The organism is Nocardioides cavernaquae (assembly GCF_003600895.1).
Taxonomy (GTDB): domain Bacteria; phylum Actinomycetota; class Actinomycetes; order Propionibacteriales; family Nocardioidaceae; genus Nocardioides; species Nocardioides cavernaquae.
Genome location: NZ_QYRP01000002.1, coordinates 928,232 through 941,020 on the forward strand (window position 1 = coordinate 928,232; position 12,789 = coordinate 941,020).

The 12,789-nt window shown below is 69.6% G+C and carries 13 protein-coding genes; 5 read left to right on the top strand and 8 right to left on the bottom strand.

Annotation, left to right across the window (positions count from 1 at the left end; translation table 11 throughout):
* Positions 1 to 3: 3 nt before the first annotated feature.
* Together D4739_RS04615 and D4739_RS04620 are read right to left on the bottom strand one after the other, a co-directional pair.
* Positions 4 to 1,686, bottom strand: a complete 1,683-nt coding sequence (locus D4739_RS04615) for a helicase HerA-like domain-containing protein (RefSeq protein WP_120059471.1) — start codon at positions 1,684 to 1,686, stop codon at positions 4 to 6.
* A 92-nt stretch (positions 1,687 to 1,778) separates the two neighbouring features.
* The gene (locus D4739_RS04620; RefSeq protein WP_120059472.1) at positions 1,779 to 2,429 is read right to left on the bottom strand and encodes a LysE family translocator; all 651 of its coding nucleotides are present in this window, start codon (positions 2,427 to 2,429) and stop codon (positions 1,779 to 1,781) included.
* A gap of 90 nt (positions 2,430 to 2,519) precedes the next feature.
* On the opposite strand from D4739_RS04620, the gene D4739_RS04625 reads away from it, so the two are divergent.
* Together D4739_RS04625 and D4739_RS04630 are read left to right on the top strand one after the other, a co-directional pair.
* Complete coding sequence (locus D4739_RS04625) at positions 2,520 to 2,816, top strand: type II toxin-antitoxin system VapB family antitoxin (RefSeq protein WP_120059473.1); 297 nt, start codon at positions 2,520 to 2,522, stop codon at positions 2,814 to 2,816.
* Positions 2,817 to 3,347: a LytR C-terminal domain-containing protein gene (locus tag D4739_RS04630; protein ID WP_120059474.1), complete on the top strand. Its 531-nt coding sequence runs from the start codon at positions 2,817 to 2,819 to the stop codon at positions 3,345 to 3,347. It abuts the gene before it with no gap.
* Between the two features lies 1 nt (position 3,348).
* Here the strand turns inward: D4739_RS04630 and D4739_RS04635 are convergent, their stop codons facing one another.
* On the bottom strand, positions 3,349 to 4,875 hold the full coding sequence (locus tag D4739_RS04635) for a potassium/proton antiporter (protein ID WP_238473524.1): 1,527 nt from the start codon (positions 4,873 to 4,875) through the stop codon (positions 3,349 to 3,351).
* 126 nt (positions 4,876 to 5,001) lie between these two features.
* Between D4739_RS04635 and D4739_RS04640 the strand changes: the two genes are divergently transcribed.
* Complete coding sequence (locus D4739_RS04640; RefSeq protein WP_120059476.1) at positions 5,002 to 6,114, top strand: glycerophosphodiester phosphodiesterase; 1,113 nt, start codon at positions 5,002 to 5,004, stop codon at positions 6,112 to 6,114.
* Between the two features lie 3 nt (positions 6,115 to 6,117).
* On the opposite strand, the gene D4739_RS04645 is transcribed toward D4739_RS04640, so the two are convergent.
* Both D4739_RS04645 and D4739_RS04650 read right to left on the bottom strand, forming a co-directional pair.
* On the bottom strand, positions 6,118 to 7,524 hold the full coding sequence (locus tag D4739_RS04645) for a vWA domain-containing protein (protein ID WP_120059477.1): 1,407 nt from the start codon (positions 7,522 to 7,524) through the stop codon (positions 6,118 to 6,120).
* Positions 7,524 to 8,405: an AAA family ATPase gene (locus D4739_RS04650; RefSeq protein ID WP_120059478.1), complete on the bottom strand. Its 882-nt coding sequence runs from the start codon at positions 8,403 to 8,405 to the stop codon at positions 7,524 to 7,526. The genes D4739_RS04645 and D4739_RS04650 overlap by 1 nt, the downstream gene beginning before the upstream one ends.
* Positions 8,406 to 8,539: 134 nt before the next feature.
* Between D4739_RS04650 and D4739_RS04655 the strand changes: the two genes are divergently transcribed.
* Complete coding sequence (locus D4739_RS04655; RefSeq protein ID WP_147384807.1) at positions 8,540 to 8,761, top strand: hypothetical protein; 222 nt, start codon at positions 8,540 to 8,542, stop codon at positions 8,759 to 8,761.
* 13 nt (positions 8,762 to 8,774) lie between these two features.
* On the opposite strand, the gene D4739_RS04660 is transcribed toward D4739_RS04655, so the two are convergent.
* The 3 genes from D4739_RS04660 to D4739_RS04670 are packed head-to-tail and all read right to left on the bottom strand — an operon-like array spanning position 8,775 to position 12,047.
* Complete coding sequence (locus tag D4739_RS04660) at positions 8,775 to 9,611, bottom strand: SDR family oxidoreductase (protein ID WP_120059480.1); 837 nt, start codon at positions 9,609 to 9,611, stop codon at positions 8,775 to 8,777.
* Positions 9,608 to 10,573 carry a patatin-like phospholipase family protein gene (locus D4739_RS04665; RefSeq protein ID WP_120059481.1) on the bottom strand — a complete coding sequence of 322 codons (966 nt, stop codon included), beginning with the start codon at positions 10,571 to 10,573 and terminating at the stop codon, positions 9,608 to 9,610. The genes D4739_RS04660 and D4739_RS04665 overlap by 4 nt, the downstream gene beginning before the upstream one ends.
* Positions 10,566 to 12,047, bottom strand: a complete 1,482-nt coding sequence (locus D4739_RS04670; protein ID WP_120059482.1) for a flavin-containing monooxygenase — start codon at positions 12,045 to 12,047, stop codon at positions 10,566 to 10,568. The genes D4739_RS04665 and D4739_RS04670 overlap by 8 nt, the downstream gene beginning before the upstream one ends.
* An 81-nt stretch (positions 12,048 to 12,128) precedes the next feature.
* Here D4739_RS04670 and D4739_RS04675 point away from each other — a divergent pair, with 81 nt between their 5' ends.
* Positions 12,129 to 12,767 (top strand): TetR/AcrR family transcriptional regulator, encoded by a 639-nt coding sequence (locus D4739_RS04675; RefSeq protein ID WP_220699232.1) that lies wholly within the window; start codon positions 12,129 to 12,131, stop codon positions 12,765 to 12,767.
* The last annotated feature ends 22 nt before the right edge of the window (positions 12,768 to 12,789 follow it).

The window sequence follows — 12,789 nt, forward strand, 5'->3', positions numbered from 1 at the left end:
CGCTCAGCGGCGGCCAAACACTCCCTTGAGGATGTTCGTGACGTTGCGAGCGAGCTGCTTCTTGCCACGGGGAGCAAGTGCGGCAGCGATGTCATCGGCGCTGCTCCAGGCCGCGTCTGCGATGGCACCACTCCGGCCACGCTTGCCCGGCGACCCGGTCTCCTTTGCAGTGGGCGCCTCTGCGCGCTTCTGCTCGGACTGAGCCCGCTCCGCCTCCACCTTGGCGGTCTGCTCGGCAGCCTTCCCGAGCTTCTCGGCGGCAGACTCGGAGTTCACGACTTCGGCGTACTTCGCATACAGCGCGCTGGCCTTGACTGCTGCCTCCATGGCCGAGGTCTCGGCGGGACCCATGAGCGACTCGGGAGCGCGCAGCCGGGTCCAGGCGACCGGGGTCGGCGCGCCCTTCTCGTTCATGACGGTCACGACGGCCTCACCGATGCCGAGCGACGTGATGACCTCGCCGAGGTCGTCGTACGCACTGTTGGGGTAGGTGTTGACGGTCTGCTTGAGCGCCTTCGCGTCGTTGGGCGTGTGCGCCCGGAGCTGGTGCTGGATCCGGGAGCCGAGCTGGGCGAGCACCTCGTCGGGCACATCGGTCGGCGACTGCGTCACGAAGAAGACGCCGACCCCCTTGGACCGGATCAGCCGGACGGTCTGCGCGATCTGCTCGAGGAACGCCTTGCTGGCATCGGCGAAGAGCAGGTGGGCCTCGTCGAAGAAGAAGACGAGCTTCGGCTTGTCGAGGTCGCCCTCCTCCGGGAGCTCACGGAAGAGCTGGCCGAGCAACCACATCAGGAACGTCGAGAAGAGCGCCGGACGGTCCTGGAGGTTGGGCAGCTCGACGAGGGAGATGACGCCCTTGCCGTCGCGCACCTGGAGGACGTCCGTCACCGCGAACTCCGGCTCACCGAAGAACGCGTCGGCACCCTGGTCGGAGAAGCCGATCAGCTCACGGAGGATCACGCCCGCGGTTGCCGCGGAGAGTCCGCCGAGCTCCTTGAGCGACGGCTTGCCCTCGTCGCTGGTCAGGAACTTGACGACCTCGCGCAGGTCGGCGAGGTCCACCAGCGGCAGGCCGGCCTTGTCGGCGTAGTGGAAGACCAGCCCGAGGCTCGACTCCTGGGTCTCGTTCAGCCCGAGCACCTTGCTGAGGAGCACGGGGCCGAAGGACTCCATGGTGACCCGAAGGGGTACGCCGATGCCGTCGCCCCCGAGCGCGAAGAACTCCGTCGGGAATCCCTGGGCGGTCCACTCCTGACCAACCGACTTCGCGCGCGCCTGGATCTTCTCGCCGCCCGCACCGGGCACCGAGAGGCCGGAGAGGTCGCCCTTGATGTCGGCCGCGAACACGGGCACGCCGTTGTCGCTGAGCTGCTCGGCCAGCAGCTGCAAGGTCTTGGTCTTGCCGGTGCCGGTCGCGCCCGCGACGAGGCCGTGGCGGTTGAGCATGCCGAGCGGGATCCGGATGTGGACGTCGGAGAGCTCGTCGGCGTTGAGCATCAGCCCGCCGAGCTCGAGGGCGGCGCCTTCGAAGGTGTAGCCCGGACGGACGGCCTCCGCGATCGCGTTGGAGAGAGCGGGCGCTTCGGACGGCGCCGGCGCCGGCGCAGGTGCAGCCTCGGCTGCGGGAGCAGAAGCAGCGGGCGCGTCAGGAGCGGGTGCGTCAGCCGCGGGCGTCTCGGTCATGCGCGCAGCGTAATCGCGGATCCCTCGCTGCGGCAGGGTCCGCCGCGAACCAGCACGGGGGTCTTGGCGACACACGCGTGCGGGTTCGGCGCCTAGTGCGACGAGGTGCCGGTGGTCGCCAGGGTGGCGCCGAGGCCGATCATCATCACGCCACCGGTCGCACCGAGGCGGTCCAACCGCTGCGGCTCCCGGGCGAACCACTCCCGGGCACGGCTGGCCGCGAAGACCCAGACCGAGTCGGACGCGATCGCGAGGACCGAGAAGACCAGGCCGAGGAAGACCAGCTGAAGACCAGCTGACCCCGACGGAGAGACGAACTGGGGCAGGAAGGCGGCGAAGAAGACGATGGTCTTGGGGTTGGTCACTCCGACGATCGCGCCGGTCCTGATCGAGCCCCAGGTCGACATGCCACGCACGGCAGCCTCGGCCCCGCCCAGCATCGCGGCACGCGCATCACCGCGGTGCCGGATCGCCTGGATGCCGAGATAGACGACGTAGGCCGCGCCGGCCAGCTTGAGCGCGGTGAACGCCGCGGCCGACGTGGCCACGAGCGCCCCAAGTCCCAGCGCCACTCCGAGCACCTGGCCGAGCAGCCCGAGGGCATTGCCGACGACCGAGAGGAGCGCGTCGCGGCGGCCGACCGTCAGCGCCCGACCGATCGTGAAGAGCAAAGAAGGTCCGGGCACCTGGATGAAGATGAGCGACGCGAGCAGGAACGCGGCGAAGTGACCGGAAGTGGGCATGTCCTCGATTGTCCGGACCGTCCGCTTCTGTGGCAACTGCAATAGCCGGACCGGGCCTCGCCCCGGCCGCGCTGCCCTAAGATCGGCGGCGTGATCTTCAAGCGCGTCGGCGAGAGCCGCCCCTACCCCGAGCACGGGACGACCTCCCGCGCCTGGAGCCAGGTGCCGCCGCGTCAGGTGCGTCTGGACCAGCTCGTCACGACCAAGGACACCCTCAAGCTGACCTCGTTGCTCGATGAGGACTCCACCTTCTACGGCGACCTGTTCGCGCATGTCGTGCAGTGGCAGGGCGATTACTACCTCGAGGACGGCCTGCACCGCGCACTGCGGGCGGCTCTCCAGCAGCGCCACGTCATCCACGCCCGTGTGCTCGTCCTGGAGGACTGAATGGCCACCGACACGGACCACAAGGACACCTCGGGTCCGACCATGATCACGCTGGTCCTGATCACCCTCGTGATGCTCTTCCTCGGCCTGCACTGGGTGCGGCAGAGCTTCCCCGACCTCGCGTCGTACGCCGATGACTCGGCGTGTGTCGACACCCGGGTGGAGGCGGGTCAGACGCTGCACACCCGCGACATCCTGGTCAGCGTCTTCAACGCGGGCCAGAAGTCCGGCACGGCGAGCGCCACCATGAAGAGGCTCGAGAAGCGTGGGTTCGTCGCTGGCGACACCGGCAACACGAGCGTTGCCGGCGGGGTGCGCGGTGTCGAGATCTGGGCCGACTCGGTCAACCCGGCGGCGCTGCTGGTCGCGAAGCAGTTCGGTGCCGGCACGCAGATCGTCGCTGGTCACGATCAGCTCGGCGACGGCGTCGTGGTCGTCATCGGTGACAACATGAGGCGGATGAGCGCGCCCGTCGAGTCGCTCGTGGCCGAGGAGCAGGCCTACATCTGCGGCCCGCCGGTCCTGCAGTAGGTCACTCCTCGACGGGAGCCGGGCCCTTGCGTGGGTCGCTGCTCAACCACTGGGCGAGGCGGCCGGAGCGCGACACGACGCGCAACCGCTCCTCGGTCGCCGTCCGGAGCTTGCGCGGCGTCACGACGAGAAGGTCGTCGCCGTGGCGCAGCACCGTGCGCCGCTCCGGGACGATGGACTCCCCGTTGCGGATGATCAGCGAGATCGACGCCCCCTGGGGCAGGCGGAGCTCGCCGACCTCGACGCCGTGCATCAGCGACTTGCTGCTGATGTGCACCTGGAGCAGGTCGGCCGCGATGCGCTCGAGCGGCGCGGCCTCGATGCCGAGCTCGCGCGGCTCGGAGCGCCGGGCGACGCCGAGGAACCGCGCCATGCGGGGCAGGGTCGGCCCGGTCAGCATCGTGAAGACGACGACCAGCACGAAGACGATGTCGAAGAGCTGCTCCGCCCCGTCGACGCCGTCGGCCAGGGGGATCGTGGTGAAGACGATCGGCACGGCGCCGCGCAGGCCTGCCCAGGACAGGAAGGCCAGCTCGCGGCGTGGCAACGGACTGACCACCGCACTCGCGAACACCGACAGTGGTCTGGCGACGAAGGTCAGCAGGAGTCCAGCGCCCAGCGCGAGGGCCACGATCGACAGGTCGATCCGGGCCGGGGACAGCAGCAGGCCGAGCATCACGAAGAGGCCGATCTGTGCCAGCCACGCGATGCCCTCCGAGAAGGAGCGCGTGGTCGCCCGGTGGGGCAGGTCGGAGTTGCCGAGGACGAGCGCCGCGACGTAGACGGCGGCGAAGCCGGAGGCGTGGATCGCGGCGCCGGTGCCGTAGGCCAGGACGCAGAAGGCGAGCACGGCAAGGGGATACAGGCCCGATGCCGGGAGCGCGGACCGGCCGAGCGTCCACGCACCGAGGAAGCCGACCGCGAGACCGAGCACGACGCCGACCGCGAGCTCGTAGACGATCAGGCCGGCCATCGCCAGCAGCCCGTGCTCCATCGCCGCACCGGACGAGATCAGGACGACGAGGACCACGGTCGGGGCGTCGTTGAGGCCCGACTCGGCCTCGAGCGCTCCGGTCAGCCGCTTGGGAAGGGGTACGACGCGGAGCACGCTGAACACGGCCGCCGCATCGGTGGCCGACGTGACCGCTCCGAGCAGGATCGAGATCTGCCAGGAGAGCCCGAACAGGTAGTGCCCGCCGAGCGTCATCACCAGCACCGAGACCGCGACGCCGATGGTCGCCAGCGAGACGCCCATGCGCATCGATGGCTTGAGGTCTCCCCAGTGGGTCGTCAGACCACCCTCGGCCAGGATCAGCACGAGCGCGCCGAAGCCGAGCGCGTGCGCGACCTGGGCGTCCTCGAAGTGCAGGCCGAGACCCGACTCGCCGAGAGCCACACCCATGAGCAGGTAGAGCAGCAGGCTGGGGAGACCGACACCCGCCGACAGCCGGACCGCAAGGATCGCGAGCAGCGTGATCGCCGAGCCGGCCAGCAGAATCGTGTCGAGCTGGTGGGCGTCGAAGGTCAAGCCGTCACCTCGCTCGGTCTGGCAGCTCGTCGGTCGGATCCGCAGTCTATCGGGGCACGACCACCTGACCGCGAGCATTCACCTCAACCCCACCCGGACGTCATCTCTGCGGGGTGGAGTGGGGTCATGAAGCTGCGCATCTCGGGCGCCGTCGTCGCGCTGGCCGCCACGCCCCTCCTCGTCCTCTCCCCCTCCACGACGCACGCCGCGTCCCCGTCGAGCGCCTCCGCGGAAGCCACCGCCGACCCGGTCGTCATCGGCCACCGCGGCGCATCGGGCTACCGGCCGGAGCACACGCTGGCGGCGTATCGCCTGGCGATCGCCCAGGGCGCCGACTACGTCGAGCCCGACCTGGTCTCCACCAAGGACCACGTGCTCGTCGCCCGGCACGAGAACGAGATCAGCGGCACCACCGATGTCGCGGGCCACCCGGAGTTCGCGGCCCGGAAGACCACCAAGGTCATCGACGGCGTGACCACGACCGGCTGGTTCACCGAGGACTTCACGCTGGCCGAGCTGAAGACGCTGCGCGCGATCGAGCGGCTGCCCCAGGTGCGGCCCGCCAACACGGCGTACGACGGGCGGTTCGAGGTGCCGACGCTGCAGGAGGTGCTCAACCTCGTGCGGGCCGAGTCGCGCCGCCACGGCCGCACGATCGGGATCTACCCGGAGACCAAGCACCCGTCGTACTTCGACGGGATCGGGCTCTCGCTCGAGGAGCCGCTGGTCGAGGCGCTGCGGAAGTACGACCTCGACGATGCGGACGACGCGGTCGTGCTGCAGTCCTTCGAGACCGCCAACCTGCGCGAGCTCAACGGCCTGGTCGAGTCCCCGATCGCCCAGCTGCTCGACGGCTCGGGCAAGCCCTGGGACTTCCGCGTGAGCGGCGACCCGCGCACGTACGTCGACCTCACGTCGCCGGCGAACCTGGCCTGGATCGCGACGTACGCCGACGGGATCGGCGCCCACAAGAACCTCGTCCTCCCGCGGACCGGCGGGGCGACCACCACGCCCTCCGCCCTGGTCAGCGATGCCCACGCGAACGGGCTGATCGTGCACGTCTGGACGCTGCGCGCGGAGAACCAGTTCATGGCCACGAACTTCCGCATCGGCACGGACCCGAACGCCCACGGCGACCTGGCCGCGGAGACGAGGGCGTTCCTCGATGCCGGAGTCGACGGGGTCTTCAGCGACCAGCCGGACCTCGCCGTTGCCGCGCGCGATGCCTGGCTCGGCTGATCGTCACAGGATGTCGTGCACGAACTCCGACAGCTGGGTGAGGTTGCGGCACTCCGCCATGGGCACGAGGTCGGCGTACCGGCTGGCGACCGAGTCGCCGGTGTCCCAGTTGCGCCGCACCTCGGGGTTGAGCCACCACTGCTTCTTGGACTTCCCCACCAGGTCGCGAAGGACGTCCATCTGCAGGTCGGCGTAGTTGGAGCGGGCGTCGCCGAGGATCAGCAGCGATGACTTGGGGCCGAGCGCGTCGGAGTACTTCTCCTGGAAGCGCTTGAACGCACGCCCGTAGTTGGTCCGGCCGAACTGCGCAGCGTGGGCGGACTGGGCGACCAGCTCGGTCATGATGTCGACCAGGTCGCCGCCGGGCACGAACGAGTCCGTCACCTCGACGATGTCGTCGACGAACGTGAACGCGCGCACCTTGCCGAACTGCTCGCGCAGCGCGAACACCAGCAGCAGCGTGAACGAGGCGAAGTTGGCCACCGACCCGCTGACGTCACAGAGCACGACCAGCTCGGTCTTGTGCGGCCGCTTGGGCTTGTGGTGCGTGGTGAGCGGCACCCCGCCGGTCGAGATCGAGGCGCGCACGGTGCGCCGGAAGTCCAGCGGACCGCGCCGCTTGGCGTGGTGCTCCTGGGTCAGGCGCGTGGCGAGGCGGCGGGCCAGCGGGTAGATCTGGCGCCGCATCTCCTCGATGTCCGTGCGGCGCATCGAGAGGAAGTCGAGCTTGTCGATGGTCGGCGGCACGACCTGGCTGCCGACCTGCTCGACGCCCTTCTCCTGCGCGATCCGTCGGAGCGCGTCGGCCTCGGCCAGCCCGGTGAAGGACGCGATCCGGCGCGTGGCGGTGGCCCGCGCCTCCTCCTCGCCGATCCCGCTGGCCTCGAGCGCCTGCATGATCCGGAAGGCGAAGTCCTCCGGGCGCACGCGCTTCATGGCGGTGTACGCGCTCCAGGTCGAACGACCCGGTCCCTGCCCGGGCAGGGACCCGAAGGTGCCGACACCGAAGATGGCCAGCTCGCCGATCCGCTGCCGGTCGTCGGCCTCGAGCGCCTCGCCCAGCTGCTCGCGGAACTCGGTCAGCGACTCCGGGCCGTCATCGACGAGCAGCTCGCGGTCGCCCTCCTTGGTCGCGATGTCGTAGAGCTCGGCATCCTCGGTGTTGAGGGTGCCGAGCCGGCCGTCGCCGATCAGGGCGGGGAACCAGAGGTCGAAGAGTGCGTCGAAGCCCGGGCGGTGGGTGTCGCGCTTGCACAGCGTCGCGGCGTACGTCGCGCGGACAGTCTCGCGGTCGTCGAAGTCGATGTGCATCAGCGCCTGCGCGGCGTCGATGTCCTCGGCGAGGCTCACGGTGAGGCCCGCTCCGCGGAGCGCCTCCACGAAGCCGATGTGCCGATCGAGCAACGCCATCAGCGGGCCAGCTTCAGCTCTCGGATGGCGCGTTCATGGTCGGAGTGGTGCTTGAGCACGACACCGAGCGTGCGCGTCACGGCGGCGTCGTCGAGCTTGCCGATCTGCAGGGCGACCAGCGTGCGCGCCCAGTCGACGGACTCGGCGATCGAGGGGGCCTTCTTGAGCTCGAGCTCGCGCAGGCGTCCGATCATCGCGACCAGCTGGCCGGCCAGGCGGTCGGAGATCTCGGGCACGTGCGAGCGCACGATCTCGGTCTCGCGCGCGGCTTCGGGGTAGGCGATGTGGAGGTAGAGGCAGCGACGCTTCACCGCCTCGGAGAGCTCGCGCGACGCGTTGGAGGTCAAGATGACGAACGGCCGACGGACCGCCTCGACGGTGCCGAGCTCGGGGATCGTCACCTGGAAGTCCGAGAGGATCTCGAGCAGCAGGCCCTCGACCTCGACGTCGGTCTTGTCGACCTCGTCGATCAGCAGCACCGTCGGCTCCGAGCGCCGGATCGCGGTCAGCAGCGGACGGGTCAGCAGGAACTCGTCGGTGAAGATGTCGTCGTGGGTCTGCTCCCAGTCCTGGTCCGCATTGGTCGCCTGAATGCGGAGGAGCTGCTTCTTGTAGTTCCACTCGTAGAGCGCACGGGCCTCGTCCAGGCCCTCGTAGCACTGCAGGCGGATCAGCTCGGCACCCGTGGCCCGCGCGACGGCCTTGGCCAGCTCGGTCTTGCCGACACCTGCGGGGCCCTCGAGCAGCAGCGGCTTCTCGAGTGCGCCGGCGAGGTAGGCCGTGGTGGCCGTGGGGGTGTCGGTCAGGTAGCCGACCGCGTCGAGGCGCCTGGCCGCTTCGGCGGGGCTGGAGAACCAGGTCGGGGCCGTGGAAGTCGTCACCGGCCGAGCATAGGGCTCATGCTGGGTCCGCGAAACAGACCGTGACTGCGCTCACCGTGCCCTGATCCCCAGACGTTGGACGCGTGACCGGAATCGCAGTAGCCAAATCGCGCCTGCGGCGTTGTATGGGCGTGATGATCCGGACCCGCCAGCGCACCCTGCGCCAGTCACTGCGCCTCGCAGTGGCGAAGGCGTGCGCGGCGACCGCTGCACTCCTCGCGGCCCACGTCACGCTGTCGGTCGCCACCGACCTCTACGGCTTCGCGGCTCCCGAGCCGGCCGCCCCGGTCCCGGCCGAGGTCGTCGTGACGGTCGAGCAGACAGTGGTCACGCCCGCGACGATCCGCAACGACTGATCCTCCCCCGCGGTCAGCAGTCCTTCTGTGACTCCAGCCGCGCGCGGTAGGCGATCCGCTCGGCGCTGTCCGGTCGCATCGCACGGTCACCCTTCGCGATGCGACGCACCAGGTTGAGCATCGGCTCAGGCGTCACGGAGGCGACGTTGGCCAGCCCGCCGACGTACGACGGGACGGCGGTCTCCGCCTTCCGGTTCGCCAACGAGTCCACGACGGCACGGGCGACATCGGAGGCCTGCACCTTCGGGATCGGTCGCATGTCGAGGCCGGAGGCCAGGGCGGTGTCGACCGCAGACGGCAGGATCGCCGAGATGCTGACGCCCCGGTCGGCGTACTCGAGGCGGGTCGCGGCGGTCAGCCCCACCACGGCGAACTTGGTCGCGTTGTAGACCGCGAGACCCGGCACCGGGAACTTCCCGGCCAGCGAGGCGACGTTGACGACATGGCCACGCCCCCGCTCGAGCATGCCGGGAAGTGCGAGCCGCATGCCGTTGATCACGCCGAAGACGTTGACGTCGAACTGCATCCGGTCGGTGCCTGCGTCGAGCTCGAGGAAGCCCCCATTGGGCATGACGCCGGCATTGTTGACCAGCACGTCGAGCGGCCCGAGGTCGGCGGCCGCCGCCTCCAGGAACGCCTGGTACGACGCGTGGTCGCGCACGTCGAGCCGGTAGGCGACTGCTCCGATCTCGGCCGCCGTCTTCTCGGCCTTCTCCAGGTCGAGGTCGCCGATGGCCACCTTGGCACCGCGAGCGATGAACTGCTCGGCGGTGGCACGGCCGATGCCCTGGGCAGCGCCGGTGATGGCGACGACGGCGCCGTCAAGGTTGATGGACGGGTAGCGGTTCACGCGACGGCTCCTGTGGCGATGGCGCGGCGAACGCGCGAGGGGGTGTGCAGACGGGCGGCTTCGACGGTGGCCTGGCGGCGCGTCGGATCCATGAAGTTCGGACCCATGACGGCGAGCTCGCGCTCGCCCGGCTCGACCCGGATGACCCGGGTGCCGGCGGCCTCGAGCAGCGCCTGGTCGCGGTCGACCCGCCGCGTCATCGCATGGCGCACCACCCGCTCGGCCCGGGACAGGCCGCGAGCCGAGGCACCGCCACGTGTCGACATGGGCGCCACGATGATGACCTCGTCGAGCCCTAGTGGCACGAGCAGGTCGGCGGACGCGTGCGAGACACAGCCCCCGTCGAGGTAGTCGCGGCCCATCAGTGACACCGGCGGCATCCACCCCGGCACCGCCCAGGACGCCGCAATGGCGTCCGCAAGGCCGACGCGAGGAGCACCGGGTGCGCCGAAGGCAACACGCTCACCGGTGTCAGCCGCGGCTGCGACGAGCCAGACACCCGGGTGATCGACCCAGCCGTCCTCGTTGGCCAGGCGCTCCCCGAGGGCACGCAGCCAGCTCGCGTCTCCGCGACCACGCGGCAACAACCCGGAAGCACCCGCGAGCAGGTCCACGTCACGCCGCGCGGCGCGACCGATGAGCCCGAGCGCGGGCCACCTCAACGCGGGTAGCGGAGGTGCTCCTCCCGGCCGGCTGGCGAGGTGCCGGGCGACGACGCTGTCCTCGGTGGAGCCGTCCAGGGCTGCGACGACCGTGTCGACCGTGCGGCCGCTGCCGAGCAGAGCTGCCATCTCGGATCCGGCAGACGTCCCGACGATGACCTCGGCGGTGCGGGCGTCCCAGCCGAGCTGGCGCTCGATGGCCTGGAGCGCGATCGCGGTCCACGCGAAGCCGAGGGTGCCGCCGCAGCCGAGCGCGAGCCCGCGCCGCGGCGTACCTCCACCGACGGAGGCCTCAGGCATAGGTGTAGTCCTCGAGCGGGAAGCGGGCGGCCTCGCGGTGCGCGGCGATCGTCGAGGTGGGGCGGAGCAGCGTCGCCTCACCGTGCTGGTTGAAGTAGTAGCTGTTGGCCGTGGCGCACTGACCGAGCGCGAAGACGGAGACGCCGACCTTCTTGCGCATGCGCTCGAGGAACTCGTCGTTGGCCTCCTGCTTCACCTCGAAGACGTCCGCGCCCCGCTCCTGCGCGGCAGTGAGGAGGCGGTCCATGTGCTTCATCTGGCACTCGACGGTGGTGAAGTAGGACAGGCCGCTGTAGGAGTACGGGCTGTTCAGCGAGAGCAGGTTGGGGAAGCCCGGCACGGTGATGCCCTCGTAGGCCTGGAAGCGCGTCTCGCGCCACCACTTGCCGAGGTCCCTGCCCTGCTTGCCGATGATCTCGATCGCCGGGAAGTTGACGTCCCAGAGGTTGAAGCCGGTGGCCAGCAGCAGCACGTCGATGTCGGTGCGGTGGCCATCGGCTGTCACGATGCCGGACTCGTCGATGCGCGTGATCGAGCTCGTCTCCAGGTGCACGTGCGACTTGTTGAACGTCGGGAAGTACGTGTTGGAGAACGTGGGTCGCTTGCAGCCGAAGGTGTAGTCCGGGGTGAGCTTGCGACGCACCTCCGGGTCACGAACCTGACGGCGCATGTGCGCCTTGCAGGCCTGCTCGGCGATCTTGCCGACGAAACTCATGTTCTTGTACTCCAGCACGCCCGCGACCATCAGCAGCTCGAGGATCGAGGTGCCGGTCAGGCGGACCGCCTTCTGCGTGAAGGGCAGCGCGGCGAACGCCTTCTGCACGATCTTCGGGATGCCGGTGTCGGACTTCGGCGAGACCCAGATCGGCGTGCGCTGGTAGACGGTCAGGTCCGAGACCTGCTTCGCGACCTCCGGGATGAGCTGCACCGCGGTGGCTCCCGTGCCGATGATCGCCGCGCGCTTGCCGGTCAGGTCGTAGGAGTCGTCCCACGCGGTCGTGTGGATGACCTTGCCCTGGAACGTGTCGATGCCCTCGATGTCGGGCATCTTCGGCTGCGAGAGGAAGCCGGTCGCAGTCACGAGGTACGTCGCGGTGACGGTCTCGCCACCCTGGAGCGACACACGCCAGACCGACTCGTCCTCGTCCCAGGTTGCGCCGGAGACGACGGTGCCGAAACGCATGTAGCGCTTGAGGTCGTACTTGTCGGCGACGTGCACGGCGTACTTCTTCAGCTCGGCGCCGGGCGCGAAGAGCCGCGACCAGTAGGGGTTCGGCTCGAAGGAGTACGAGTACGTCGACGACGGGATGTCGACGGCCAGGCCCGGGTAGTGGTTGACGTGCCAGGTGCCGCCGAGGTCGTCCTCGCGCTCGAGGATGAGCAGGTCGTCGTAACCGTTGCGCTTGAGCTGGATGGCGGCGCCCATGCCGCCGAATCCGGCACCAACGATCACTGCGTCGTGGTGGGTGGACATCAGGAATCTCCTAGCGCGGAACGAAACATCAGTAACGGAACGGTATGTCATTTCTCGGAGGTCAGCAATAGACTCAGCCTCGTGAGCGCATCCGAGGAGATCCCCGAGCTGAGCCGTGCCGCACGGCGCAAGCTCGAGCTGCGCCGCGAGATCATCGACGCCGCGTTCGAGTGCTTCGCCGAAAAGGGCTACCACGCGACCGGCATTGCCGACATCGCCGCGCGACTCGGGATCGGGCACGGCACCTTCTACCGCTACTTCACGAACAAGCGCGACATCGTCGAGCACGTGATCACCGACCTGATCGAGCGGATCATCGGCACCCTGGCGGCGGAGAACGCCCCTGACGCGGTGCACACCCTCGAGGACTACCGCGCCCAGACGGTGCGCATCGGCGACGCCCTCGCCCAGGTCTTCGGCGAGGACCCACGCGTGCCGCGGATGCTGCTGCTCGAGGCGCCGGGCATCGACAAGGAGATGGGGGCACGGATCCTCGAGTTCTTCGAGCTCGCCACCTCGCTCACCGCCACCTACGTCGCCCACGGCGTGCAGGACGGCTACCTCCCCGACGACCTCGACGTCGACAACACCGCCCGCGCGATCAACGGCATGATCCTCGGCTCCGTGCTCGCGGCGCTGAGCGATCCCACGCTCGACGAGCGCCGGCTGCGCACCGCCATCCAGCGCGTGATGTACGACGGCATCGCCGGTCGCAGCTGACCTCGAGCCGCCCGTGATCGGG